Origin of the sequence: Leminorella grimontii ATCC 33999 = DSM 5078 (assembly GCF_000439085.1) — a bacterium.
In the GTDB taxonomy this organism is placed as follows: domain Bacteria; phylum Pseudomonadota; class Gammaproteobacteria; order Enterobacterales; family Enterobacteriaceae; genus Leminorella; species Leminorella grimontii.
The window spans coordinates 86,152-111,596 of sequence record NZ_AUUA01000005.1; the positions used below are offsets into that span (position 1 = coordinate 86,152).

The following is a 25,445-nucleotide window of genomic DNA, read 5'->3' on the forward strand; positions in this document are numbered from 1 at the left end:
CGCTTGAAAACGGTCGGTAGCCGTTTTACTTCACGACGGGTTCTGCGCGGCTAAAGCGCTTGCCGTCATGGCTTTGGCTACGAACGGTAACGTCACCGCTCACCGAAGGCTTTGCCGCATCGTCATAGCGCTTCCAGCTCTTGCCGCCGTCAGTGGAGTATTGGATATTGAGCCCAGGGAAAGCAACGTTGGCGGCCAGTTTGCCGTTCACGACTTTCGCTCCCGGCACCGGCAGGCGGTACCCTACGCCCGCTTTGTCCAGTTTCTCAAGCTCCCGCTGCCCCAGCAGGTTGGCGAACAGGATCCAGTCTTTGTTTAGCGCTTTGCTATCGACAAAGTGGGTTTCGCCGCCCTTAAACTCTTTCCCGGCCTGATAGTCCAGCTCCCAGGAAGCGCGGTGCCACGCGCGTTCCGCCAGCGGTAGAATGCGCGGATAGAGCATGTACTCCATCTGGGCATCGGTGCGAACCACTTCGCTCCACAGCTGGGCGGAAATACCGTAAGCCCCAGGCCAAGCCTTATCGCTTTTCGCAGAGAACGCGTTGCCGTCTCTGTCGACGGAGGTTTCCGCATTTTGCGGCAGGTTGTTAGGCGCAAAACCGAAGATCTTGCGTTCGTCGCTAAAGCGCGTGCCCCAGTAGTAGCCGCTCTCCTGCGGGTTCACCTCATAAGGGAAGTCGACGTACACATAGTCCGGGTTAGAGATAGTCACCTCATAGCCCTTGTTGGCCCAGTCATTAGCCGAATCGAAGCCGCCCCAGTACAGCGTATCCCAGAAGTTGACGCCAACGCGCTTGGTAGCAAAGGACTTGGCGCTTTCGGCATCCTTCAGCCCGTCCTGCCAGGCCTGCATCTTCTCGATGCCGTGCGCATCGACGATTTTACTGACTTCCAGCGCAAAGTGGCTGGGCAGGTGTTCGAAGTCCTGCACTTTGCCTTCTTTGATCATCGTCTGGCATGCCTGAGACTTGGACCAAGGCTTATCTTCATTACTCTGATCGATAGTGCCCTTGAAGGCCTCTTTCTTCTCGGCGTTGATGTCCTGATAGCCGGCGCCCAAGCGGATATTTTTCGCTTCGTCGCCGCCAAAGTGCCAAGTCGTCAGCGGCAGGCCGGCTTCTTTATGCATAGCCGCAACTTCAGTGATGACTTTGTCAACGAAGCGCTTGGAAGAATCCAGGCAGGGGTTCAGATAGCTTTTACGATCGTAAAACTGTACCGACGTGGTGTTTGAAGTATCGGTCGGGTCCAGAAGGCGGTATTCATTCGCCTCTTTTTCTTTACCCTCTTTGTGCAGGCGGTCATAGCGCGCTTCCATAGAAATGATGGCCGCGCGGGCGTGCGCCGGCATGTCGATTTCAGGGATCACGTCGATTTGACGCGCCTTCGCATACTTCAGGATCTCGATATAGTCCGCGCGGCTGAAGTGGCCGCTGCCCATGTTGTTGCTGTCAGGGCCGGAGCCAAGCTGCGGCAGCAGGCAGGTCTTTTCCGTCAGGTCATGACAGCGCTTGCTGCCAATCTCCGTCAGCTCGGGCAGGCCTGGAATTTCAATTCGCCAACCTTCGTCGTCGCTCAGGTGGAAGTGAAACTTGTTCAGCTTGTAGGTCGACATCTGGTCAAGCAGGCGCAGCACCGCTTCTTTAGAGTGGAAGTTGCGCCCAACGTCCAGAAACACGCCGCGATAGGCAAAGCGCGGGGCGTCTTTCGCTTCCAGAGTCGCGATTTTTTTACTGCCGCTGGCCGGCAATAAAGAGAGGATAGACTGCAGGCCGTAGAAAACGCCGCTGTCGTCATAAGCGGTAATTTCAGCGCCCTTCTCGCCAATCTTAAGCATATAGGCGCCGGAAACCGCCATGTCCTTGCTGAACTTATCGGCAGAGACAACCGCCTTAATCGGGTAGCCCGCCACGTTCGACTTCACGCCCAGCGCGCTAAAGTGCTTAAGCACCGTAGAGACAGCGGCGTCATCTAACGAACTGGCCGTCAGTGCAATGCCTTTACTCAGGTCTGCGTCCTGCTGGTGGACGACGACTTCCATCGGCGTAGGCACAATCTGGCCGCGCAGCGCGTCTGCCGGAAGCTTAGCCACGTCCGCATTTTTGTCAAAGCGGTTGGCGGTGTTCATCAACACGTTGTGGTCGTCTTTGGTTCTCTTCCAAAGGGAGCCGTAATCGTTGCCCGCCAGCGGACCGCTGAACTTGCTTAAGTCTTCGGTATTGGTGCTGGCGATAACTTTAGGCTTGGCGCCTTCGGAGGTCGCGTACCAGCGCGGTATCGCATCGGTTTTGAAGATCTGCCAATATTCGGCAATAACCGGAATTTCAACGGCTTTGCCCGCCGAGAAGCCGGTGAATTTTTCAGTTGGCTCAATTTTATGCAAGTCGCCGGTCACAAAGGAAATCTTGAACTGGTCGTTATCAGTACGCAGGATCTGGCGAATGCTGTGGAAATAGATCGCCCAGTCTTTATCCTTAACATCAGTAGGGCTTTCCAGCGTAAAGGTCAATTTGGTACAGGACGCCCAGTCCGCGCCGAGAGCGCTGCAGTCAACGCCGTGATCCGCCGCCAGGTTGTCGACTATCTGATAGTTCACCTTTAGCTGGCTTAGCTGGTCAACGGTTTTCTGAGACGCGTGGGCGCCGCCGGCAAAAGCGCAGGCAGCAAAAAGCGTCGTAAAGGCGCTCAGCGTGAACTTATTCATACTCTGGTTGCTCATATTCTGGTTGCTCCATTTCAGACTGATTAATTGTTTGCGCGGATCTCTTGCCAAACCTTGTCGCAATCCGCCTTACGCGCCTGGCTGTCGCCCGTTTTCGTCGCCGTCAGGCAGTTCTGATAGTCCAACACCCGCACGCTCTCTTTCTCGGCAAACTCACGGTGGGAATTATCTTTTCTCAATACGTCCAGCACGGACTGACAGGCCTCCAGCTTTTCCGGAGATCCCTGAGCCGTCGAAATGCAGGCGTTATAGGCGTCACGCAGGGTAACGTCTTCCTGCGCCTGATTGTCCTGCTGTGCGCAGGCCGTCAGGCCCAGCGCCAGCAGTGCGATAACCAACGTTTTCTTCATCATCATCAATACCCCTATTGCGCCCGGCCGCAGGAAAGAGGCCGGGCGCCGTATGATTAAAAGACCGTGAACGGAGCGATTACGATGAACTTAACGTCACGCTCGTCCTGGAAAATGTTGCCGTAGCCGCCGCCCCAGCTGGCGTTATCGGAGTGGTTGTCGTACTGAGTGAAGTGCAGCTTAAACAGCGTGCCTTTAGCGCGGCCTTCCTGTACGGTGTACATCGCATCAAGGCTGTAGGCGCTCTCTTTCAGGCGCTGGCTCTGATCGTAGGCATCGTTAGTGCTGGGCTTCGCGTCCCAGGCGTAAACGCCCGATGCGCCCACCGCCCATCCCGGCAGATCCCAGTTGCTTAAGTCATACATCACGCCGGCAAACACGGCCTTTTCGCCGTTGGCGTTAAAGTCGGAGCGGTTATCCCACCAAATGTCCAAACGACCGTTGGACGACGCGTAGGTCGGCGTCATGCGCTGCAGGAAGAACCCCTGATTGCCCTCGGCTTTAACCCAAGTCCCTTCCAGGCGCAGGTCGAACTGGCCGACCTTATAGCCAAACGTTAATGCCTGTAGCCAGGCCAAGCCGTCGTAAATATCGTTAGTGCCGCCGCCGCCCACTTTGTCCTTCGCGCCATAGAACTGATAGCTGGTGGACAGCGGATTGCCAGCCAGATCAAATTTGTATGAGCTCTTGCCGAAATACTGGTCGACATACCCTTCGGCCTGGCCGAAGGCGGCCTCAAGCACCAGATCGTTTTTGAAGTCGTACTTCGCGCCGATAGAGTGCAGATAGTCGACTTTGGTTTTCTTATCGTTCTGGTAGAAATGGTCGGTTTCAATGTGCCACGGCGCTTTGTATTCGTTAGCCCACATGTAGGAGAAGCTCAGCGCGCCGGAGGCGCCGAAGTCCAGATTAGCGCCGGCTTCCGCCCCTTGATAGGTGCCGGGCATAAAGCTCCAGTGCGGCGCCAGCAGCGTTTGGCCGGAAGGCTGGATGTAGCCGCCGCGCGCCCAAACGGGGCCGTATTTGAATTTCGCCGCCGCCTTGTACAGGCTCACGCCGCTCTTGTCGCCGGAGTAGTCTTCGTCATAGGTCTTATTTTTTGATGAAAACGCAATTTCGTTGGGGTGGCCGCTGTCGTGGTCTTCCGCCATTTCAATCGCGCCAAAGGCCCCTACGTCAAGCCCGAACATATCGGCGGCGTAGCCAGATGAGAAGTCCAGGCTGACGTTCCAGGTTGAGTGCGAAAGGTTGGTTTCATAGTCACCGGTAGTCACGTCTTTGCGGTCGCGCTCGCGCTGCCAGTAGTAAATCCCACCCGTCATCTTGGAATCATCAACAAATCCTTCCGCCGACGCCTCAGGAACAATGACTCCGCCAGAAGCCAGAGCAACAAGACACGTCAGACATTTAACCTTAAAGCCTTTTCTCACCTTCATTTTTGCCACTCCAATAGTACATCGTTAAATTCACCCGCTGAACGCTGGGTTTCGCGGGCCTTTTATTTCGTTCTAGTGGTTTTAAGCATATTTTCGCGTCGCGAATTATCAATACATTATTTAAAGAAATGTAAAAATTATGATGTATAGCACAAAATAATAAAAAACCACCCAGAGAACCAAAATGAAAGTAATTATTTGATTTAAATGAATTAATGTGAATAACTTGAATTATGGCTACTACAGGAAAAATAAAATGTTAATTATCTTATTAAACAAAGACTAAATAATCATAAAAATAAAGAGACATAATTCTCAATAAGAATTATCTAAATCAAATTAAAAGAGAGTAAAACGGAGAAAAGTTAATATAAAAATGGAAAAACCGCGGTAATAGTAGAGGAAAAGTGGACTCAATCTCGCGATTGGCAAACAATAAATTCGCGCAATAAAAAAACCGCCGAAGCGGTTTTTTTAGCATCCTTAGACAGTAAGAATTACTTCTTCTTCGCCTTCGGGTTAGGCAGGTCTGTGATGGTGCCTTCGTAGACTTCCGCCGCTAAACCAACGGATTCGTGCAGCGTCGGGTGAGCGTGGATGCTAAGCGCGATGTCTTCCGCGTCGCAGCCCATCTCAATCGCCAGACCGATTTCGCCGAGCAACTCGCCGCCGTTAGCGCCGACAATCGCGCCGCCGATGATGCGGTGAGACTCTTTATCGAAAATCAGCTTGGTCATGCCGTCCGCGCAGTCAGAGGCAATCGCACGGCCGGAAGCCGCCCACGGGAAGGTGGAGACTTCGTAGTTGATACCCTGCTCCTTCGCCTCTTTCTCCGTCAGGCCGACCCACGCCACTTCAGGCTCGGTATAAGCGATAGACGGGATCACTTTCGGGTCGAAGTAGTGCTTCTTACCGGCGATGACTTCAGCGGCTACGTGGCCTTCATGGACGCCCTTGTGCGCCAGCATCGGCTGACCGACGATGTCGCCAATCGCATAAATGTGCGGCACGTTGGTGCGCATTTGCTTATCTACGCGAATAAAGCCGCGCTCGTCGACCTCAACGCCGGCCTGACCCGCGTCCAGCAGCTTACCGTTCGGCGTACGGCCGATAGCCACCAGAACCGCATCATAGCGCTGAGGTTCTGCAGGCGCCTTTTTGCCTTCCATCGAAACGTAAATACCGTCAGCCTTGGCTTCTACCGCCGTGACTTTCGTTTCCAACATCAGGTTGAACTGCTTGCTGATACGCTTGGTGAAGACCTTAACGATGTCTTTGTCCGCTGCCGGGATCACCTGATCGAACATTTCAACCACGTCGATCTGAGAACCCAACGCGTGATAAACGGTGCCCATTTCCAGACCGATGATGCCACCGCCCATAACCAGCAGGCGCTCCGGCACGGCCTTGAGCTCTAACGCGTCGGTTGAGTCCCAAACCCGCGGATCTTCATGAGGAATAAACGGCAGTTGGATCGGGCGAGATCCCGCCGCGATGATGGCATTATCGAAGTTAATATTGGTAATGCCGCCTTCGCCTTCAACGGCGATGGTGTTAGGGCCGACAAACTTACCGTGGCCGTTAACCACTTTAACCTTACGCATTTTGGCCATACCGGCCAGCCCGCCCGTCAACTGGCTAACAACCTTCTCTTTCCAAAGGCGAACTTTGCCAATGTCAGTCTTAGGCTCGCCGAAAACGATGCCGTGTTCGGCCAACGCTTTGGCTTCTTCAATCACTTTCGCGACGTGCAGCAGCGCTTTTGAAGGGATACAGCCGACGTTCAAACAAACGCCGCCCAGCGTAGAGTAGCGCTCTACGATAACGGTCTCCAGCCCCAGATCCGCGCAGCGGAAAGCGGCAGAATAGCCCGCGGGGCCAGCGCCAAGTACCACAACCTGAGTTTTGATATCAGTACTCATCTATGTACCTCTTAATTATTTTCCCGACCCACCGGCGTAGGGTTTGCATCGTTACCGTGCGTTTTGCCGGAAGCCCACCCAACCGTTTCAGTTTACATAAACATAACAATTGTGCAAACGCCGCAGGGAGATATTCGTGTCGCGTCAAAAAATCAGGGCCGACACAGGTCGGCCCCGAGGATTACATCACCAGACGGCGAATGTCAGACATCGCGTTGTTGATGAAGCTGATGAAGCGAGCGCCGTCCGCCCCGTCGATCACGCGGTGATCGTAAGAGAGCGACAGAGGCAGCATCAGGCGAGGCGCGAACTCTTTGCCGTTCCAGACCGGCTTCATTGACGACTTGGAGACGCCAAGGATAGCGACTTCCGGCGCGTTGACGATCGGCGTAAACGCCGTACCGCCGATGCCGCCGAGGCTGGAAATGGTAAAGCATCCGCCCTGCATATCGCCAGCGGTCAGCTTGCCGGCGCGAGCCTTCTTGGAAATCTCTGCCAGTTCGCGAGACAGCTCAATAATGCCCTTCTTGTTCACATCGCGGAATACCGGAACCACCAGACCATTAGGCGTATCAACCGCCACGCCGATGTTGATGTACTTCTTCATCGTCAGCTTCTGACCGTCTTCAGACAGGGAGCTGTTGAACTTAGGCATCTCTTCCAGCGCTTTCGCAACTGCCTTCATGATGAAGACCAGCGGCGTGATTTTCACGTCCAGCTTTTTCTTCTCAGCTTCGGCGTTTTGCTGCTTACGGAAGGCTTCAACGTCGGTAATGTCCGTTTCGTCAAACTGCGTGACGTGCGGGATCATGACCCAGTTGCGGTGCAGGTTGGCGCCGGAGATCTTCTGAATGCGGCCCAGTTCGACCTCTTCCACTTCGCCAAACTTGCTGAAGTCCACCTTCGGCCATGGCAACAGGCCGGGCAGAGAGCCGCCGGTTGCTGCCTGAGCGCCCGATTCAGCGCGCTTAACGGCGTCTTTCACATAGGCCTGAACGTCTTCTTTCAGGATACGGCCCTTACGGCCTGTACCTTTTACCTTCGCCAGGTTAACGCCAAACTCGCGGGCCAGACGGCGGATAACCGGCGTAGCGTGCACGTAGGCATCGTTCTCGACAAAGTCGCCGCCGGCAGAGGCAGCCGGTGCAGCGGCAGGCTTAGCGGCCTGAACCGGCGCAGCGGGGGCTGGGCTGGCGGCAGGCGCCGGTGCGCTGGCAGCAGGTGCGCCGCCGGCCACTTCAAAGGTCATAATCAGCGTACCGGTAGACACCTTACTGCCCACCTGCACTTTGATTTCTTTAACCACGCCGGCAAACGGCGCAGGCACTTCCATAGAGGCCTTGTCGCCCTCTACCGTGATAAGAGACTGTTCCGCTTCGATCTTATCGCCAACCTTCACCAGCACTTCGGTAACTTCAACCTCATCGCCGCCGATGTCAGGTACCTGAACGTCTTTCACAGAAGACGCCGCAGGAGCCGCAGGTGCAGCAGCGGCTGGCGCACTGGAGGCTACGGGCGCGCCGCCGGCCACTTCAAAGGTCATAATCAGCGTACCGGTAGACACCTTACTGCCCACCTGCACTTTGATTTCTTTAACCACGCCGGCAAACGGCGCGGGCACTTCCATAGAGGCCTTATCGCCTTCTACGGTAATCAGCGACTGTTCGGCTTCGACCTTATCGCCCACTTTAACCAGCACTTCAGTGACTTCAACTTCGTCGCCGCCGATATCCGGCACCTGAACATCCTTCACTGCGGAAGCGGCTGGCGCGGCAGCGGCAGGAGCCTCAGCGGGAGCAGAAGCCGCAGGGGCCTCTGCGCCAGCGGCGTCGAAAATCATAATCAGAGAACCGGTAGCCACTTTACTGCCTACCTGCACTTTGATTTCTTTAACCACGCCGGCCTGCGGGGAAGGGACTTCCATAGAAGCCTTATCGCCTTCTACGGTAATCAGCGACTGTTCGGCCTCGACCTTATCGCCAACTTTGACCAGAAGTTCGGTGACTTCCACCTCATCCGCGCCAATGTCCGGCACTTTAATTTCAATCGTCATTTGTTCTACCTCTTATACGGGACGCTTATGCCAGACGCGGGTTAACTTTATCAGCGTCGATACCGAACTTGGCAATCGCTTCGGCTACGGCATCCGCCTTCACTTCGCCACGCTTGGCCAGTTCACCCAGCGCCGCAACGACGACGTAGGAGGCGTCCACTTCGAAGTGGTGACGCAGGTTTTCGCGGCTGTCAGAACGGCCAAAGCCGTCGGTGCCCAGTACGCGGAATTCGCTGGCGGGGATAAAGTTACGGATCTGCTCAGCAAACAGCTTCATGTAGTCGGTAGAAGCCACCGCCGGCGCGTCGTTCATCACTTGAGCAACGTAAGGCACGCGCGGAGTTTCCAGCGGATGCAGCATGTTCCAACGTTCGCAGTCCTGACCGTCGCGGGCCAGTTCGGTGAAGGAGGTCACGCTGTAAACGTCAGACGTCACGCCGTAATCTTTCGCCAGAATCTGTGCTGCTTCGCGAACGTGCGGCAGGATTGAGCCAGAACCCATCAGCTGTACGCGACCGCGGCCGCCTTCGGCGTTTACCGTCTCCAGCTTGTAGATACCCTTACGGATACCCTCTTCTACGCCTTCCGGCATGGCCGGCATGTGGTAGTTTTCGTTCAGCGTGGTGATGTAGTAGTAAACGTTCTCCTGGTTGCCGTACATGCGCTGCAGGCCGTCGTGCATAATCACGGCGACTTCATACGCGTAGGTCGGGTCGTAGGAGATACAGTTCGGGATCGTCAGCGACTGAATGTGGCTGTGGCCGTCTTCATGTTGCAAACCTTCGCCGTTCAGCGTCGTACGGCCGGAGGTGCCGCCGATAAGGAAGCCGCGCGCCTGCTGGTCGCCCGCCGCCCAGCACAGATCGCCGATGCGTTGGAAGCCGAACATGGAGTAGTAGATGTAGAACGGGATCATCGGGAAGTCGTTGGTGCTGTATGACGTCGCAGCGGCCAACCAGGACGCGCCTGCGCCCAGCTCGTTGATGCCTTCTTGAAGGATTTGTCCCTTCTCGTCTTCTTTATAGTAGGCAACCTGCTCGCGGTCCTGCGGTATGTACTGCTGACCTTTCGGGCTGTAGATGCCGATCTGACGGAACAGGCCTTCCATACCGAACGTACGGGCTTCGTCCGCCAGAATCGGCACCAAACGAGGTCCGATAGAGGCGTCTTTCAGCATCACGTTCAGCGCGCGAACGAAGGCGATGGTGGTAGAAATTTCTTTGTTCTGCTCTTCCAGCAGCGCGCTGAACTCGCTCAACGGCGGAATGGTCAACGGCTGGGTGAAGTTCGGCAGGCGAGTAGGCACGTAGCCCTGCAGCGCGCTGCGGCGTTCGTGCAGATACTTGTACTCTTCGGAATCTTTATCCAGAGAAATGAACGGCAGTTTTTCAATGTCCGCATCGGCAACCGGTACGTTGAAGCGATCGCGGAACAGGCGTACGCCGTCCATGTTCATCTTCTTGACCTGGTGAGCGATATTTTTGCCTTCGGCGGTGTCGCCCATGCCGTAACCCTTGATGGTGTGAGCCAGGATCACGGTCGGCTTGCCTTGGGTTTCCTGCGCTTTCTTCAGCGCAGCGTAGACTTTTCTCGGATCGTGGCCGCCGCGGTTCAGCGCCCAAATTTCGTCGTCGGTCATATCTTTAACCAGCGCAGCCGTTTCCGGGAAGCGGCCAAAGAAGTGCTCACGCACGTAAGCGCCGTTTTTGGACTTAAAGGTCTGATAGTCGCCGTCGACGGTTTCGTTCATCAATTGAATCAGCTTGCCGGTGGTGTCTTTCTTCAGCAGCTCATCCCAGCGGTTGCCCCACATAACCTTGATAACGTCCCAGCCGGCGCCTTTGAAAATGCCTTCCAGTTCGTTAACGATCTTGCCGTTACCGGTGACCGGGCCGTCCAGACGCTGCAGGTTACAGTTGATGATGAACACCAGATTGTCCAGCTTTTCGCGGGTCGCCACGGTGATGGCGCCTTTGGATTCCGGCTCGTCCATCTCGCCGTCGCCGAGGAACGCGTAAACGGTTTGTGCAGAGGTGTCCTTCAGGCCGCGGTTATGCAGATACTTAAGGAAGCGCGCCTGATAGATGGCCGCCATCGGGCCAAGGCCCATAGAGACGGTCGGGAACTGCCAGAATTCCGGCATCAGCTTCGGATGCGGATAGGAAGAAAGACCGTTGCCGTGAACTTCCTGACGGAAGTTGTTCATTTGGTCTTCGGTTAAGCGGCCTTCAACGAAGGCGCGAGCATAGATCCCCGGAGAGATGTGGCCCTGGAAGTAAACCAGGTCGCCGCCGTCTTTCGCATTGCGCGCGCGGAAGAAGTGGTTGAAGCACACTTCGTAAATCGTCGCGGAGGACTGGAAAGAAGCCATGTGCCCACCGAGCTCCAGATCCTTTTTAGACGCGCGCAGCACGGTCATAACGGCGTTCCAACGGATAATAGAACGAATGCGGCGTTCCAGATCGAGGTTGCCCGGATAGGCCGGCTCTTCCGACGTAGGAATAGTGTTAATGTAGTCAGTAACGAGTGACGAACCTGTAGGCAGGTTGACGCCCGCCTGACGCGCAGAGGACAAAACCTTATCGATCAGGTATTGAGCGCGCTCAACGCCTTCTTCACGGATGACCGATTCGATCGCCTGCAACCAATCGCGGGTTTCAATCGGATCCACGTCTTGATTTACAATTTCCGACATGGTGGTTTCCTTATTCTATCTTTACGTTGTTGGTCAAAGCCTGTCTTAATAACGTCTTTGGCATTTCGCCGGCAAACGCCATTAAGACAGGCTCGGTGGTTAAGTGCTAATCCTTACGCTGTAAAAGCCGCAGCGATCGCTCGCGACGGCTGTGCTCTCTGTCGAGCTCTAACAGCACTTCCTCAATAAAGGCCAAATGTCGATGCGACGCCGCCCTCGCCTTTTCCGGCTCGCGGGCTACGATGGCTTCGAAGATATCAGCCCTGTGGTTACTTACTCTTTCCAGCATCTCGCGACGGGAGTAGAGCAAATCAAAATTCTGACGGACGTTTTGTTCAAGCATGGGAGCCATGCAGCGCAGCAGGTGCAAAAGAACGACGTTGTGACTGGCTTCGGTGACGGCGGTCTGATAGTGCATCACCGCGTCAGCTTCCTGCTGCCGGTCTCCAGAGGCCTGTGCGACTTCGATCTGTTGGTGATATTGGCGAATGCGCAGAAAATCCTCATCAGTCCCCCGCAGCGCCGCGTAGTAAGCAGCAATGCCTTCCAGCGCGTGACGCGTTTCCAACAGGTCGAACTGGGATTCGGGGTGATCGGCCAACAGCTCGCTGAGCGGGTCGGTGAGGCTCTGCCAAAGGTTGGTCTGAACGAACGTTCCTCCGCCCTGACGGCGGTAAAGCAGGCCCTTGCCTTCCAGGCGTTGAATCGCCTCTCTGAGCGAAGGCCGGGATACGTCGAACTGTTTGGCAAGCTCGCGTTCAGGAAGCAGTTTTTCTCCGGGGCGCAGGGTCCCTTCAAGGATCAGCGTTTCAAGCTGCCGTTCAATGGCGTCAGATAGCTTGGGTTGACGAACCTTGTTATAGACCATAGTGCGTTAAAATGCCTCGGAGTAAATTGGTATTACCAATATCAAAAGCGCGCGGCTAAAGTAACAAAATATTCACCTTTTGTCTATACGGCCTTTGATCAAAGTCATGAAATAACGCCTATCGCTCTGATATATGGCAAATATCGTTAGCTTTCATACTACTAACGAGGTAATGGCGATTCGACCTGGCATAGATAAATTTAACATTTTTTAAACGAATAAAAAGTAGAACTGAAGCGGGTCAGCAGACCAATTGATGAATAAGAATTCAAAATAATCGGATTTTATTTCACGCCAGTGAAGGCAGGATAAACTAAGGAAAGGCTGATGGCGTTCCAAAAATGACGATAAAAATCTGTGAAAATGCCTAACACGCGGCCCCTCTTCCCCTCAAAACGACCTCCCGCCAGCGACGGATACGACCTGCTGTTTAAAGCATAGCCGCCACCGTTCAATCGGGCCAACGGTTATAGACATTCAATACGGATAAAAGGACGTCACCTGATACCGCAAAGAAGACGAAAAAGAAATCAGCGCATTGAAAAATAAATAATTTTACAAAAACCGTACGGTATTAATGACACAAAACAGAGAGGCAGCGCAGATTAGAAACAGAAAAAGAATGCAAACGTCGACATTTACCACTATTCTTGCCGCTCTGGTAGGGTTCAGCCAAAAATGTTTTATCTGTAGCCGTACAGATTTCATTACATGCAGAACTGTATTACTAAAAAACGGCAACATTCGGCCAGAAGCCATACATCGTAAACGTTGCGACATCGCAGGTGAGGAAAAAATAATAATGAGTGACCAGCTCAAACGCGGCCTTAAAAACCGCCATATTCAGCTTATTGCTCTGGGCGGCGCGGTGGGAACCGGCCTGTTTCTCGGCAGCGCTCAAACTATCAGCATGGCGGGCCCCTCCGTCATACTCGGCTACGCTATCGGCGGCATTATTGCCTTTCTCATCATGCGCCAACTGGGCGAGATGATCACCGAAGAGCCCGTCGCAGGCACCTTCAGCCACTTCTCCTATAAATACTGGGGACCGTTCGCCGGCTTTCTTTCCGGCTGGAACTACTGGATGCTGTTTGTGTTGGTCAGCATGGCCGAGTTGACCGCCGTTGGGGAATATATCCAATTTTGGTGGCCGGAAATCCCAACCTGGGCTTCCGCCGCTTTTTTCTTTGTGCTGATTAATCTGGTCAATCTGGCTAACGTCAAGATATACGGCGAAATGGAGTTCTGGTTCGCCATTATTAAAGTCGCTGCCATTATCGGCATGATTATCTTCGGTTCCTATCTGTTAATCAGCGGCAATGGGGGTCCAGACGCCGGGCTCCATAACCTATGGTCTCAAGGTGGGTTCATGCCCTTTGGATTTAAAGGGCTTATTATGGCAACCGCTATCATAATGTTCTCTTTTGGAGGCTTAGAGCTTATCGGTATTACCGCAGCTGAAGCCGATAATCCGGAAAAGACCATCCCTAAAGCTATCAATCAGGTGCTATACCGTATCCTTATTTTCTATATTGGCTCATTGGTGGTTCTGCTTTCTCTTTATCCGTGGACCAAGGTAGTTCAAGGTGAAAGCCCATTCGTTATGATTTTTCATTCTCGAGACAATATGGAAGCCGTGACTATGGTGCTATACGTCGTTGTACTGACGGCGGCGCTATCGGTCTACAATAGCTGCGTATACAGCAATAGCCGAATGCTTTACGGGCTGGCATTGCAAAAGAATGCACCGCGCATGCTGGCCAAAACCAGTAAGAATGGCGTACCGGTCAACTCCATTCTATTTTCCAGCTCTGTGGCGGCAATCGGTATCGTCATTAACTACCTCATACCGGAAGAGGCGCTCGGCATCCTGATGTCGCTAGTAGTATCCAGCATCGTAATCAACTGGGTCATGATAAGCCTGTCGCACCTGAAGTTCCGCGCGGCTAAGGACAAAGAGGGCGTGACGCCGAAGTTTAAAGCCATTTGGTCGCCCTTTAGCAACTACCTTTGCCTGCTGTTCCTGACCGGCGTGCTGGTGATTATGTACATGACGCCGGGGATCAGAATCTCCGTACTGCTTATCCCAGTTTGGCTGTTGATACTGGCAATTGGCTATGCGGTAACTCGCAAAACCGTTCGCTAGCGTTTCTTTTAATTATCCCGTTGGATTGTCCCGCAGATCGACCTGCGGGACGTCTGTCTGCAATATTCCCGCTATTTCCCTATCAGACTACGGTAACGGTCCCAATAAAAATGCGGCCCTGGATCGGTCTTTCGCCCCGGCGCGATGTCGCTGTGCCCCCGAATCCTCTCAGGCGTAATGGGATAATTCGCCACTAGCAGCTCCGTCACCCGAGCGAGCTGGCGGTATTGCTCGTCGGTAAAGTCCGCCGTGTCGGTACCTTCCAGCTCGATACCAATAGAAAAGTCATTGCAGCGTTCCCGTCCTTCAAAGATGGAAACGCCCGCGTGCCAAGCCCTCTTATCAAAAGGCACGTATTGGACGACTTCGCCGTCGCGCCGAATCAGGCAGTGGGCCGAAACCCGCAGGTGATGGATTTCGGCAAAGTAAGGATGTTCATTCGGATCTAGCGTGCCGGTAAACAGCCTGTCTATATACGGGCCGCCAAATTCCCCCGGGGGCAGACTAATATTGTGCACCACCAGCAGCGAGGGGATTTCGCCTTCCGGCCTCTCGTCAAAATGGGGCGACGGCACGCGCGTTGCCTCGTCAATCCAACCGTCCGTCAACTTCATACTTCCCGATATCCCCTTCTTTATAAAATCTGCGTTCGATTATAAGGCCCGCCGCTGCGACTGCGTAGCCGTTTCCTTCATTTATGGAAATAATGCGCGCCCTCTTCCAGCTTTCCGTGCAACGCTGAACCCTCGAGAGAAACACTTCACGCCTTATTCCATAACGCCCAATCCGCTCTTTTTCATCTGATTCTTTCAACGCATCGTTATCTTCGCCATAGGGCTAAACCACTTACAGGAGCGACGTTATGAATACACAGGCCGGATTTACTCTGTTTGAACTGATGATAGCCATCGCCATCATCGCCATTTTGACCGCTGTCGGTATCCCTGCCTATCAGGGCTACATCCAGAAGGCGGCATTGACCGATATGCTACAGGCCATGGTGCCCTATAAAACCGCGGTTGAACTCTGTGCGTTGGAAAAAGGCGAACTTAGCGCTTGCCAACAGGGAAGCGCCGGGATCCCCGCAGGCAAAACCACCCGCTATGTATCACAAATCAGCGTCACCGCCGGTGCGATCGCGCTGGTGGGCCAAAATGCGCTGCAGGGGCTTACCGTTACGCTGACGCCCACGCTGGACGAAGCCTCTGGCGACCTCCAGTGGCAAAAAGCGTGCAGCAGCAACCGGCAAAACGATGGGCGAATAGACGCCTGCAACGACGTATTTCGCTTCGGCAATGAGGCGAATCCATGACAGACGCCAAGCCTCCTAAGCCTGCAGCCTGCGACGTCAGTGCGGAAGTCGCCGCAGAATGCCTTCGTCATCGGCTCGTCCCCGTCAGCATCGACGACAGGCAGCTGACGGTTGCCGCCGTGGAAGGAGAATGCGTCGATGGCGCTATCCAGACGCTGTCCTTTATCAGCAGGCGCGACATCCACGTTCTATTTTGGCCACAGTCTCAAATGGAGAGCTATCACCAGCGCCTTGCCGACTTTCAGTCGTCTGCGGCTGAAGTACAAAAAAGGCGAGAAGAGCGGCAGGAAAACGACTGGGAGCGTCACTCTGACGAACGTAGCGATGATGAGGTGGTACGGTTCCTCAATCAGCTAATCAGTCAGGCAATGAGGCGCAGGGCTTCCGACATTCATTTTGAGCCCTACGCCAACCGCTATCGCGTACGCTTAAGAATCGACGGCGCGCTGCAGGAGGCAGCTGAACCGCCGATAGACATCGCGGCTCAAATCACCGCCCGGCTTAAGATCATGGCGAAGCTGAACATTGCCGAGCGCCGGCTTCCGCAAGACGGGCAGATGGTTATCCATGGCGATCGGGAGACGCGCTCCCTTCGGGTGTCTACCCTTCCCGTCGCCGACGGAGAGAAAGTAGTGCTCAGGGTGATGCCGGCGAACGCCTGCACGCACTCTATCGATTCGATCGGCATGTCCGACGACGAGCAGCGCCGCTATCGCGAAGCGCTGGACTTGCCCCAGGGAATGATTTTGGTTACCGGCCCTACCGGAAGCGGAAAAACCGTCACGCTCTACAGCGGCCTGGGCTACCTTAACGATGCCTCCCGCAACCTTTGCAGCGTAGAAGATCCCGTTGAAATACCGATCGCCGGCATTAATCAAACGCAGGTAAACGGTAAAATAGGCCTTACGTTTAACGCAGCCCTGCGCGCCTTTTTAAGGCAGGATCCTGACGTTCTCATGGTTGGAGAAATCCGCGATCGAGAAACCGCAGGCACCGCGATTGAAGCAGCGCAGACCGGGCACTTGGTCTTGGCCACGCTGCATACCAACAGCGCGGCAGAAACGCTGGTGCGTCTTGGCCAAATGGGTATAGAGCCCTATCTGCTAGCCTCCAGCCTGAAGCTGATTATCGCCCAGCGCCTGATTCGCTGCCTTTGCCCGCACTGCCGGCGTCCTCAGACGCAGGAAGCCACGGCAGGAAACGGCCCATCGACCTACGACGCCGTTGGCTGCGAGCGCTGCGTCGGCGGCTATTACGGCAGAACCGGCGTTTATGAAATGCTCGTTCTGACCGACGCTCTTCAGCGCGGCGTAGCCGAAGGGCTCAATGCGAAGGCGCTGCATCAACTGGCCCTCGCTCAGGGCATGATATCGCTGAAACAGGCCGGGCTTCGTCTGGTGAACGGAGGCGTCACAACCCTCAACGAGCTTTACCGCACCCTCGGCGGCGACGGTTGGAACGACCAATGAGAAACGAGCGACTTTTTCTATGGCGAAACCCTGAGGGTAAAAAGGGAGAGCTTGTCGCCCACTCGCGCGACCACGCCCGCTATCTGTTAATGAGCCAAGGAGTCAGAGCAGCCAAAGTCACGCGGGAAATTAAGCTGAGGAAAAGCCGCTGGAGGTCGAATGAACTCGCCCCTGTCGTTCGCCAGATGGCGACGCTGCTTCAGGCGGGCCTACCGTTAGTCAACAGCCTTGAGCTGATAGCCGCGGAGCACCCTAATCCCGTCTGGCGCTATGTGCTCAGAGCAACGAAAGATCGGGTCGTGCAGGGTTCGCCGCTGTCAGAGGCCATGGGGGAACACCCTAATGCCTTTCCTGCGCTGTTTATTGAACTCATCGCCACGGGAGAGATAACCGGGCGGCTGGAGCAATGCTGCCAGCTGCTCGCCAACCGGCTGGAAAAACAGCAGATGCTAAACTACAAGGTGCGTAAAGCGCTGCGTTATCCGCTGTTTATTTTAAGCGCGGCGCTTTTGGTAACTCTGCTGATGCTGGCCTTCGTGCTTCCCGCGTTCAAAGAGATCTACGACACGTTTGACGCTCCGCTTCCGACGTTTACGCTGGCGATACTATTGATTTCAGACGCCGTTCAACGCTACGGCGCCGGTATCCTGTTGTTCACAGGCTCGCTGGCCGCCTACTATTTCAAACGGCTTCACCATAAGGAAAAGTGGCGACGGAGGGAGCAGCGGCTGTGGCTCAGGCTCCCCCTTGTAGGAAAGCTCGTTGAAGCCAATATTTTAGCCCTGCTTTTCCGCTCGCTGGCAATCACGCAGCAGGCTGGGCTTTCGCTCATGCGCGGCATTCAGTCCTCCGCCAACGCCTGCGGCGATTTACAGTATGCAGACGCCATGCTGCAAGTGCTCAATCAGGTTGAGCGAGGTTCGTCGCTGTTTAACGCCTTCAGGCAGTTACCCCTGTTTCCCAGCCTGACGATACAGCTTATTCGCGCGGGTGAAGAGTCGGGAACGCTGGACCTGATGTTGGAGCGCCTTGCCGCCGTTTATGAAAGCGAAGCCGAGAATATGGCGGAAGGCCTCGCTTCCCGTATCGAGCCCGTGCTTATGGGCGTACTGGGCATTCTGGTCGGAGGCATGACGATCGCCATCTATCTCCCTATATTTCAGCTGGGAAACGTGATGGGTTAATAAAAGCACACTTTTGTCGCCACGGAAGAAAACCACTCGCCAAGGGCAATGTTTTCACGTTTACTATGAGCGATATATCCATTTCACCGCGAGGAAACATGCGCTTCAGGCAATTCTTACCGCTTATCGGGGCGCTGTTTGCGCTCTATATCATCTGGGGATCGACCTATCTGGTTATTCGAATCGGCGTTGAAAGCTGGCCTCCCTTTATGATGGCGGGCGTTCGCTTTCTGTCGGCAGGAACGCTGTTGATGATTTTCCTGCTGCTTCGCGGGCACAGGCTTCCTCCCCTTCGCCCGATGCTCAACGCGGCGCTTATTGGCGTCCTGCTGCTGGCGGTGGGTAACGGTTTCGTCACAGTCGCTGAGCATCAGGACGTACCTTCAGGCATCGCCGCCGTTATGGTGGCTACCGTCCCGCTGTTTACTCTGTGCTTTAGCCGCTTTTTCGGCATTAAAACGCGCTGGCTGGAGTGGGTAGGCATTGCCATTGGCCTGGTAGGAATTATTCTGCTTAACAGCGGAGGAAGCCTGAGCGGGAACCCGTGGGGCGCAGTGCTTATCCTCGTCGGTTCCATAAGCTGGGCCTTCGGTTCGGTTTACGGCTCTCGCATTGAGCTGCCGGTGGGCATGATGGCCGGAGCAATAGAGATGCTGGCCGCAGGCATTCTGCTGATGGCCGCTTCGCTTTTAACCGGTGAAAGGCTAACGGAAGCTCCCTCGCTGTCCGGCTTTATGGCGGTGGGCTATCTGGCGCTGTTTGGCTCTATCATCGCCATTAACGCCTACATGTACCTTATCCGCAACGTCCCTCCGGCTATCGCCACCAGCTACGCCTATGTCAATCCGGTTGTCGCCGTATTGCTGGGCACCAGCCTCGGAGGAGAAAGCCTTTCTTCAACGGAGTGGATTGCGCTGGGGATCATCATCCTGGCCGTCGTGCTGGTAACGCTAGGCAAATATCTCTTTCCTGCGAAAACGTCGTCTTATTAAGCACGGCAAAGAGGCGGAATTCTCCGCCTCTTTAAGAACCTCGTTTCGTATTATTAAAAACCTGCAGTCGCTCACATTAATAAAACCCCTGACTAATTAGGGGTTAAACCGCACTTATTGAGTTATATATATTCACTTTTCTGCTATTTGTGGCTATATGCGAAGTCGCTCTCTTTTTATTCTTCTTTTTTTGCCAAATTGTAGATTCAATGGATTTAGGCTGCTTTACCTCATATACCCTAAGTAATTCGAGCTGCGTGGCAAAACGCACAGGCAGCTTGAAGCAAGGCGGGTATAAACGCAATCAAACAAAACGCATTTGCAGCACCGCTTTCACGGCGCTAAAGGCCGTTGTGAATAAATAACGTTAGCGGATTCGTTTACCGTAAGGCCGTCTAAAATAAAGGGTATGTTCGTTTACTGCTGTTTTACCGTCCCCCAATACGTCAGAGGAAAGTAACATGCTAAAACGCTTACTGATCGCCAGCTCCGTTGCCACACTGCTCACCGCCGCCGCTTCCGCACAGGCTCTCACCGTCGGCTTTTCACAAATTGGTTCTGAATCCGGATGGCGGGCGGCCGAAACGTCCGTCGCCAAAGAGCAGGCCAAAAAGCGGGGCATTACGCTAAAAATTGCCGATGCTCAGCAAAAACAGGAAAACCAAATCAAGGCCGTCCGCTCTTTTATCGCTCAGGGCGTTGACGCTATCTTCATCGCGCCGGTCGTGCAAACAGGTTGGGAACCCGTATTGGAAGAAGCCAAGGACGCAAAAATTCCGGTCTTCCTGCTGGACCGTAACATAACGGTGAAAGACGACTCGCTCTATATGTCGGTCGTGACGGCGGATAACGTTCTCGAAGGTAGAGTCGCCGGCAACTGGCTGGTGAAGGAAGTCGCAGGTAAACCCTGCAACGTGGTCGAGCTACAGGGCACCGTCGGCGCCAGCGTCGCGCTGGACCGTAAAAAGGGCTTTGCAGAAGCCATCGCCGCCGCACCCAACGTTAAAATAATCCGCACCCAGTCCGGCGACTTTACCCGCAGCAAAGGGAAAGAAGTCATGGAGAGCTTCATTAAGGCCGAAAACCGCGGCAAAAACATCTGCGCCGTCTTCGCCCATAACGACGATATGGCCATCGGCGCCATTCAGGCGATAAAAGAAGCAGGACTGAAGCCCGGCAGCGAAATTAAAATCGTCTCCATTGACGCCGTTCCCGACATCTTTAAAGCCATGCAGGCGGGCGAAGCCAACCTAACGGTCGAACTGACGCCTAACATGGCCGGCCCGGCGTTTGACGCTTTGGAAGCCTATAAAAAAGACGGCACCATCCCGCCAAAAGTCATCCTGACGGAGTCCAAGTCCTTCGGACCGGACAGCGCTAAGGAACAAATCGAGCTGAAAAAAGGCATGGGATACTAATCCCTAAGCCGCTAAACCGCGCCGCCGAACCGGCTTCGGCGGCGCAAGCCCAGCGCCACGCACCGTTACAATAGGGGAACCTATGACAGAACAGCGGCCAGCAGACGATACGGTTTTAGACATCAGGGGCATCAGCAAGTATTTTCCCGGCGTTCGCGCTTTGCATAACGTGTCGCTAAGCCTGCGGCGGGGAGAAATTATGGCCCTGCTGGGAGAAAACGGCGCAGGCAAATCTACGTTGATAAAAGCGCTAACCGGCGTTTACCCGAAAGATGAAGGGGTTATCCTGCTGGAAGGCAAAGAGGTCAACCCCACCAGCACCGCCCACGCGCAGTCCATCGGTATCGGTACGGTATATCAGGAAGTTAATCTGCTGCCCAACATGTCGGTCGCCGATAATCTGTTCATCGGCCGTGAGCCTAAGCGCTTCGGCATGGTCAACCGTAAAGAGATGATTCAACGCTCCGAACGGATCATGACGGAATACGGCTTCGAGCTGGACGTCACCCAGCCGCTGGGCCACTACTCGGTCGCTATGCAGCAGATTGTCGCCATTGCTCGCGCGGTAGATCTGTCGGCCAAGGTGCTTATTCTCGATGAGCCCACCGCAAGCCTTGACACTAACGAAGTCGAGCTGCTGTTCACCATTATGCGCGCGCTGCGCGACAAGGGCGTCAGCCTGATTTTTATCACCCACTTTCTCGACCAAGTATATGCCGTCACCGACCGCATTACCGTTTTGCGCAACGGCGAGCTGGTGGGCACTCGCGTCACCGCAGAACTCCCCCAAATTGAGCTGGTAAAGATGATGTTGGGCCGAGAGCTGGATGACAACGCGCTTAAGCGCGCCGGAAAAACCCTAAGAAGCGACAGTCCTACCGTTCGCTTTGAACAATACGGGAAAAAAGGCGCGATACCCCCTTTCGATCTCCAGGTCAGGCCGGGCGAAGTCGTGGGGCTGGCAGGGCTTTTGGGCTCGGGACGGACGGAAACGGTGGAAGTGATTTTCGGCATCCGCTCGGCCGACATCGGGCGAGCCTGGGTAAAAGAAAAAGAGGTAAAAATTACCTCGGCCAGGCGGGCGGCTTCCCTCGGCTTCGGCTTTTGCCCCGAAGATCGCAAGACGGACGGCATCATCGGCGCCGCGTCGGTCAGAGAAAACATCATTCTGGCGCTACAGGCCAGGCGCGGCTGGCTACACCCGATCTCTCGCCGAGAACAGGAGGAGATTACGGAGCGCTTCATTCGCCAGCTGGGGATTAAAACGCCGAACGCAGAGCAGCCCATCCAGTTTCTCTCGGGCGGCAATCAGCAGAAGGTTTTGCTGTCCCGTTGGCTGGTGACGCGCCCGCAGTTTCTCATTCTGGATGAGCCAACGCGCGGTATCGACGTCGGCGCTCACGCAGAAATTATCCGTTTGATTGAAACCCTGTGCGCCGACGGGCTGGCCCTGCTGGTCATCTCATCCGAACTGGAAGAGCTGATTGGCTATGCCGACCGCGTCATCATCTTACGCGACGGCAGGCAAATTGCGGAAATCCCGGCACAGAACCTGTCAGTGCCGGCCATTATGAACGCGATAGCGGCTTAAGGAGGATACCCGGTGACTTTCTTCTCCCACTCCGCCAAAAGCGAAGGTTCGGCGCTGCGGCTACCGAAAGGCAGCGCACAGCTCGCCGCTCTGATAGCCATACTTATCGTCAACGCCTTCGTTGCAAACGACTTTTTTTCTATTCATCTTCAGGACGGCCGACTGTTCGGCAGCCCTATCGACATCCTTAACCGCTGTGCGCCGGTTGCCATTCTGGCGCTGGGCATGACGCTCGTCATCGCAACGGGAGGCATCGACCTCTCCGTCGGCGCCGTCATGGCGATTGCGGGCGCTACCGCCGCCAGCCTGACGTCGGCGGGCTTTCCGCTCTACGTCGTTTTACTTGCCGCGCTGGGTTCAGGAATTCTGTGCGGGCTATGGAACGGCTTTCTGGTCGCCGTTTTTAAAATTCAGCCGATTGTCGCCACGCTGATGCTGATGGTGGCCGGGCGAGGCGTCGCCCAGCTGATTACCGAGGGGCAAATCGTTACCTTTACCGATCCGGCCCTTGCCTGGATAGGCAGCGGCAGCTTTCTCTATCTGCCTACGCCGGTATCCATCGTCATCGCCGTATTCATTCTGCTCTGGCTGCTGACGCGTAAAACGGCGCTGGGGCTGTTTATCGAGTCCGTCGGCATCAACCTGCGGGCGGCGAAAAATGCGGGCGTCAGCGCAGGCCTGGTGGTGATGTCTACCTACGTCATCAGCGGCATCTGCGCGGCGGTGGCGGGCGTCATTGTGGCTGCCGACATCCGGGGAGCGGACGCCAATAACGCAGGCCTATGGCTTGAGATGGACGCCATTCTTGCGGTCGTTATCGGCGGCGCGTCGCTGATGGGAGGGCGCTTTAATCTGATGCTCTCCCTTATCGGGGCGCTTATCATTCAGGGAATGAACACCGGTATCCTGCTGTCCGGCTATCAGCCGCAGTGGAACCTGGTGGTTAAGGCGCTGGTGGTGCTTTTAGTACTGGTTTTACAGTCTCCCGCCTTTGTGCGGCTGTTTAAAAGGAGAAGCGGTCATGTTTAAGCGCCATCTTCCTCTGATGATTACCATTGCCGTATTTATTCTCGGCTACCTGTTCTGCTTTGCCCGCTTTCCCGGATTCGCCTCCACGCGCGTAATTTGCAACATTCTGACGGACAACGCGTTTTTATGCATCGTCGCCGTCGGCATGACGTTTGTTATCCTTTCCGGCGGTATCGACCTCTCCGTCGGTTCAGTGATTGCCTTCACCGGCGTTTTTTTGGCAAAGGCCATTGGCGAGTGGGGCATTGAGCCGTTTACCGCCTTTGCAATAGTGATGGTGATGGGCTGCTGCTTTGGCGGCCTGATGGGCTGGCTTATCGACACGCTAAAGATCCCCGCCTTTATCATCACGCTGGCGGGCATGTTCTTTCTACGGGGCGTTAGCTTTCTGGTGTCGGAGCAGTCGATCCCTATCGATCATCCGCTATATGGTACGCTGTCCAGCATCGCGTGGAAGATCCCCGGCGGGGGCCGCTTTAGCCTGCTGGCGCTGATTATGCTGCTGGTGGTGCTGTTCGGCATGTTCCTCGCCCACAGAACGCGCTTTGGCAACAACGTTTACGCTATCGGCGGCAACGCCACCTCAGCTGAGCTGATGGGTATCTCCACCCGAAGGACAACGATCGGCATTTACATGCTGTCGACCGGTATGGCGACGCTGGCGGGTATCGTGTTCTCGTTTTACACCTCGGCGGGCTACGCGCTGGCGGGCATCGGCGTCGAGCTGGACGCCATCGCTGCCGTAGTCATCGGCGGAACGCTGCTCAGCGGCGGCGTAGGTACCGTCTTCGGCACCCTGTTCGGCGTGCTGATTCAGGGACTTATCCAGACCTATATCAACTTCGACGGCACCCTAAGCTCCTGGTGGACCAAAATCGTTATCGGCATTCTGCTGTTCGGCTTTATCGGGCTACAGCGGCTGCTGACCGTGTTCTGGGCCAACAGGCAGATCGCTACCGCCAGAAGGATTGGCGGCAAAGCGCAGCCGCTGGGTTCAACCTGACGGGGAACTGGGGGGATAAAAAAGTGCGCCCATCGGCGCACTTTCTCTTTTATAACACGTTATCCCGTCAGGATTAAAACTGATTAAACACGCGGTTTTCCTGCTCGGCGACGCGAATAAACGTAGTGCGCTTGGTCAGCTCTTTCAATCGAGACGCGCCGACATAGGTACAGGCCGAACGCAGCCCGCCCAGAATGTCGCGCACGGTGTTATCCACCGGGCCTCGGAAAGGCAGCTTAACGGTTTTACCCTCCGCCGCGCGATAGCCGGCAACGCCGCCCACGTGGCGATTCATCGCCGACTCGGAGCTCATGCCGTAAAACTGCATGTAAGAGCTGCCGTTCTCTTCAATAACCTTACCTTCGCACTCCTGATGTGCGGCCAGCATGCCGCCGAGCATCACGAAATCTGCGCCACCGCCGAACGCTTTCGCCACGTCGCCCGGCGTCGTGCAGCCGCCGTCGCTGACGATTTGACCGCCCAGACCGTGCGCCGCATCGGCGCATTCAATCACTGCGGACAGCTGCGGGTAGCCGACGCCGGTTTTCACCCGCGTGGTGCATACGGAACCGGGGCCAATGCCCACCTTAACGATGTCAGCGCCGGAAAGAATCAGCTCTTCCACCATCTCGCCGGTCACCACGTTGCCCGCACAGATAACCTTATCCATATAGGCTTCGCGCGCCTTATTCAAAAAGCGGACAAAGTGCTCAGAATAGCCGTTAGCGACGTCAATGCAGATAAACTTCAGCGCAGGAGACAGCGCAAGGATCTGGTTAAGCTTGGCGAAATCGGCGTCAGAGGTACCGGTAGAAACCATCACGTGGCGCAGGACCGACTCGGACGAACGCGCGACGAACTCGCGCCACTGCTCAACGGAATAGTGCTTGTGGACGGCGGTCAGCAGGTCGAATGAAGCCAGCGCTTCAGCCATGCTGAACGTGCCTACCGTATCCATATTGGCTGCAATAATCGGTACGCCGGACCATTCATGACCAGAGTGTTTGAAAGTGTAGGTGCGCTCAAGCTCTACCTCTGAGCGACTTTGTAACGTAGAACGCTTAGGACGGATCAAAACGTCTTTGAAGCCCAGCTTCAAATCTTCTTCAATGCGCATGGTGATAGGTTTCCTGGTTTTTGGCGACGTATCGCAAATTAACTACAAGCTGTGTGTTGGCCATTCCCAGTGACGTTATCATACACATGAATAATAACTGAGCAAGTCTGATACTTTCTCAAAATTTCAGATATACTC

At 55.0% G+C, this 25,445-nt stretch carries 18 protein-coding genes; 9 read left to right on the top strand and 9 right to left on the bottom strand.

The features are described from left to right. Nucleotides 1–25: 25 nt before the first annotated feature. The 7 genes from G544_RS0111030 to pdhR all read right to left on the bottom strand — a co-directional run bounded on the left by G544_RS0111030 (nucleotide 26) and on the right by pdhR (nucleotide 12,046). Nucleotides 26–2,704 (bottom strand): beta-N-acetylhexosaminidase, encoded by a 2,679-nt coding sequence (locus G544_RS0111030; RefSeq protein ID WP_027274656.1) that lies wholly within the window; start codon nucleotides 2,702–2,704, stop codon nucleotides 26–28. 41 nt (nucleotides 2,705–2,745) lie between these two features. Further along, the gene (gene chiQ / locus G544_RS0111035) at nucleotides 2,746–3,072 is read right to left on the bottom strand and encodes a ChiQ/YbfN family lipoprotein (RefSeq protein WP_027274657.1); all 327 of its coding nucleotides are present in this window, start codon (nucleotides 3,070–3,072) and stop codon (nucleotides 2,746–2,748) included. Nucleotides 3,073–3,128: 56 nt separating this feature from the next. Continuing rightward, nucleotides 3,129–4,508, bottom strand: a complete 1,380-nt coding sequence (gene chiP / locus G544_RS0111040; protein WP_051155701.1) for a chitoporin ChiP — start codon at nucleotides 4,506–4,508, stop codon at nucleotides 3,129–3,131. A 497-nt stretch (nucleotides 4,509–5,005) separates the two neighbouring features. Then, a complete protein-coding gene (lpdA, locus tag G544_RS0111045) occupies nucleotides 5,006–6,430 on the bottom strand; it encodes a dihydrolipoyl dehydrogenase (RefSeq protein WP_027274659.1) in 1,425 nt (474 codons plus the stop codon). Between the two features lie 181 nt (nucleotides 6,431–6,611). Then, entirely contained in the window at nucleotides 6,612–8,483 is a 1,872-nt protein-coding gene (gene aceF / locus G544_RS0111050) for a pyruvate dehydrogenase complex dihydrolipoyllysine-residue acetyltransferase (RefSeq protein ID WP_027274660.1), read from the bottom strand. Between the two features lie 25 nt (nucleotides 8,484–8,508). Beyond that, nucleotides 8,509–11,178 (bottom strand): pyruvate dehydrogenase (acetyl-transferring), homodimeric type, encoded by a 2,670-nt coding sequence (gene aceE / locus G544_RS0111055; RefSeq protein WP_027274661.1) that lies wholly within the window; start codon nucleotides 11,176–11,178, stop codon nucleotides 8,509–8,511. Nucleotides 11,179–11,284: 106 nt separating this feature from the next. Continuing rightward, nucleotides 11,285–12,046, bottom strand: a complete 762-nt coding sequence (gene pdhR / locus G544_RS0111060; RefSeq protein WP_027274662.1) for a pyruvate dehydrogenase complex transcriptional repressor PdhR — start codon at nucleotides 12,044–12,046, stop codon at nucleotides 11,285–11,287. A gap of 802 nt (nucleotides 12,047–12,848) precedes the next feature. On the opposite strand from pdhR, the gene G544_RS0111065 reads away from it, so the two are divergent. Then, on the top strand, nucleotides 12,849–14,192 hold the full coding sequence (locus G544_RS0111065) for an amino acid permease (RefSeq protein ID WP_036023868.1): 1,344 nt from the start codon (nucleotides 12,849–12,851) through the stop codon (nucleotides 14,190–14,192). 71 nt (nucleotides 14,193–14,263) lie between these two features. Here G544_RS0111065 and ampD read toward each other — a convergent pair whose 3' ends face one another. Beyond that, the gene (gene ampD, locus G544_RS0111070) at nucleotides 14,264–14,806 is read right to left on the bottom strand and encodes a 1,6-anhydro-N-acetylmuramyl-L-alanine amidase AmpD (protein WP_027274664.1); all 543 of its coding nucleotides are present in this window, start codon (nucleotides 14,804–14,806) and stop codon (nucleotides 14,264–14,266) included. Nucleotides 14,807–15,054: 248 nt separating this feature from the next. Between ampD and ppdD the strand changes: the two genes are divergently transcribed. The 8 genes from ppdD (at nucleotide 15,055) to yjfF (ending at nucleotide 24,190) form a co-directional block, all read left to right on the top strand. Beyond that, nucleotides 15,055–15,504 (top strand): prepilin peptidase-dependent pilin, encoded by a 450-nt coding sequence (gene ppdD, locus G544_RS0111075; RefSeq protein ID WP_027274665.1) that lies wholly within the window; start codon nucleotides 15,055–15,057, stop codon nucleotides 15,502–15,504. Further along, nucleotides 15,501–16,973: a GspE/PulE family protein gene (locus G544_RS0111080; RefSeq protein WP_027274666.1), complete on the top strand. Its 1,473-nt coding sequence runs from the start codon at nucleotides 15,501–15,503 to the stop codon at nucleotides 16,971–16,973. Before ppdD ends, G544_RS0111080 begins: the two co-directional genes overlap by 4 nt. Continuing rightward, nucleotides 16,970–18,157: a protein transport protein HofC gene (gene hofC / locus G544_RS0111085; RefSeq protein WP_027274667.1), complete on the top strand. Its 1,188-nt coding sequence runs from the start codon at nucleotides 16,970–16,972 to the stop codon at nucleotides 18,155–18,157. The genes G544_RS0111080 and hofC overlap by 4 nt, the downstream gene beginning before the upstream one ends. Nucleotides 18,158–18,255: 98 nt before the next feature. Beyond that, nucleotides 18,256–19,149 carry a drug/metabolite exporter YedA gene (yedA, locus tag G544_RS0111090; protein ID WP_027274668.1) on the top strand — a complete coding sequence of 298 codons (894 nt, stop codon included), beginning with the start codon at nucleotides 18,256–18,258 and terminating at the stop codon, nucleotides 19,147–19,149. Nucleotides 19,150–19,610: 461 nt separating this feature from the next. Continuing rightward, nucleotides 19,611–20,567 carry a galactofuranose ABC transporter, galactofuranose-binding protein YtfQ gene (ytfQ, locus tag G544_RS0111095; protein ID WP_027274669.1) on the top strand — a complete coding sequence of 319 codons (957 nt, stop codon included), beginning with the start codon at nucleotides 19,611–19,613 and terminating at the stop codon, nucleotides 20,565–20,567. An 82-nt stretch (nucleotides 20,568–20,649) separates the two neighbouring features. After that, nucleotides 20,650–22,158 (top strand): galactofuranose ABC transporter, ATP-binding protein YtfR, encoded by a 1,509-nt coding sequence (ytfR, locus tag G544_RS0111100; protein WP_027274670.1) that lies wholly within the window; start codon nucleotides 20,650–20,652, stop codon nucleotides 22,156–22,158. A 12-nt stretch (nucleotides 22,159–22,170) separates the two neighbouring features. Next, nucleotides 22,171–23,187: a galactofuranose ABC transporter, ATP-binding protein YtfT gene (gene ytfT / locus G544_RS0111105; RefSeq protein ID WP_027274671.1), complete on the top strand. Its 1,017-nt coding sequence runs from the start codon at nucleotides 22,171–22,173 to the stop codon at nucleotides 23,185–23,187. Then, nucleotides 23,180–24,190: a galactofuranose ABC transporter, permease protein YjfF gene (yjfF, locus tag G544_RS0111110; protein WP_027274672.1), complete on the top strand. Its 1,011-nt coding sequence runs from the start codon at nucleotides 23,180–23,182 to the stop codon at nucleotides 24,188–24,190. The genes ytfT and yjfF overlap by 8 nt, the downstream gene beginning before the upstream one ends. 73 nt (nucleotides 24,191–24,263) lie before the next feature. Here yjfF and G544_RS0111115 read toward each other — a convergent pair whose 3' ends face one another. Then, nucleotides 24,264–25,307, bottom strand: coding sequence for a GMP reductase (locus G544_RS0111115; protein ID WP_027274673.1), 1,044 nt, complete (start codon nucleotides 25,305–25,307; stop codon nucleotides 24,264–24,266). Nucleotides 25,308–25,445: the final 138 nt, after the last annotated feature.

What these genes read in the sequence shown, in the direction of transcription:
- G544_RS0111030 (WP_027274656.1), bottom strand. Translation starts at nt 2,704, where the DNA reads ATGAATAAGTTCACGCTGAGCGCCTTTACGACGCTTTTTGCTGCCTGC.
- chiQ (WP_027274657.1), bottom strand. Translation starts at nt 3,072, where the DNA reads ATGAAGAAAACGTTGGTTATCGCACTGCTGGCGCTGGGCCTGACGGCC.
- chiP (WP_051155701.1), bottom strand. Translation starts at nt 4,508, where the DNA reads ATGAAGGTGAGAAAAGGCTTTAAGGTTAAATGTCTGACGTGTCTTGTT.
- lpdA (WP_027274659.1), bottom strand. Translation starts at nt 6,430, where the DNA reads ATGAGTACTGATATCAAAACTCAGGTTGTGGTACTTGGCGCTGGCCCC.
- aceF (WP_027274660.1), bottom strand. Translation starts at nt 8,483, where the DNA reads ATGACGATTGAAATTAAAGTGCCGGACATTGGCGCGGATGAGGTGGAA.
- aceE (WP_027274661.1), bottom strand. Translation starts at nt 11,178, where the DNA reads ATGTCGGAAATTGTAAATCAAGACGTGGATCCGATTGAAACCCGCGAT.
- pdhR (WP_027274662.1), bottom strand. Translation starts at nt 12,046, where the DNA reads ATGGTCTATAACAAGGTTCGTCAACCCAAGCTATCTGACGCCATTGAA.
- G544_RS0111065 (WP_036023868.1), top strand. Translation starts at nt 12,849, where the DNA reads ATGAGTGACCAGCTCAAACGCGGCCTTAAAAACCGCCATATTCAGCTT.
- ampD (WP_027274664.1), bottom strand. Translation starts at nt 14,806, where the DNA reads ATGAAGTTGACGGACGGTTGGATTGACGAGGCAACGCGCGTGCCGTCG.
- ppdD (WP_027274665.1), top strand. Translation starts at nt 15,055, where the DNA reads ATGAATACACAGGCCGGATTTACTCTGTTTGAACTGATGATAGCCATC.
- G544_RS0111080 (WP_027274666.1), top strand. Translation starts at nt 15,501, where the DNA reads ATGACAGACGCCAAGCCTCCTAAGCCTGCAGCCTGCGACGTCAGTGCG.
- hofC (WP_027274667.1), top strand. Translation starts at nt 16,970, where the DNA reads ATGAGAAACGAGCGACTTTTTCTATGGCGAAACCCTGAGGGTAAAAAG.
- yedA (WP_027274668.1), top strand. Translation starts at nt 18,256, where the DNA reads ATGCGCTTCAGGCAATTCTTACCGCTTATCGGGGCGCTGTTTGCGCTC.
- ytfQ (WP_027274669.1), top strand. Translation starts at nt 19,611, where the DNA reads ATGCTAAAACGCTTACTGATCGCCAGCTCCGTTGCCACACTGCTCACC.
- ytfR (WP_027274670.1), top strand. Translation starts at nt 20,650, where the DNA reads ATGACAGAACAGCGGCCAGCAGACGATACGGTTTTAGACATCAGGGGC.
- yjfF (WP_027274672.1), top strand. Translation starts at nt 23,180, where the DNA reads ATGTTTAAGCGCCATCTTCCTCTGATGATTACCATTGCCGTATTTATT.
- G544_RS0111115 (WP_027274673.1), bottom strand. Translation starts at nt 25,307, where the DNA reads ATGCGCATTGAAGAAGATTTGAAGCTGGGCTTCAAAGACGTTTTGATC.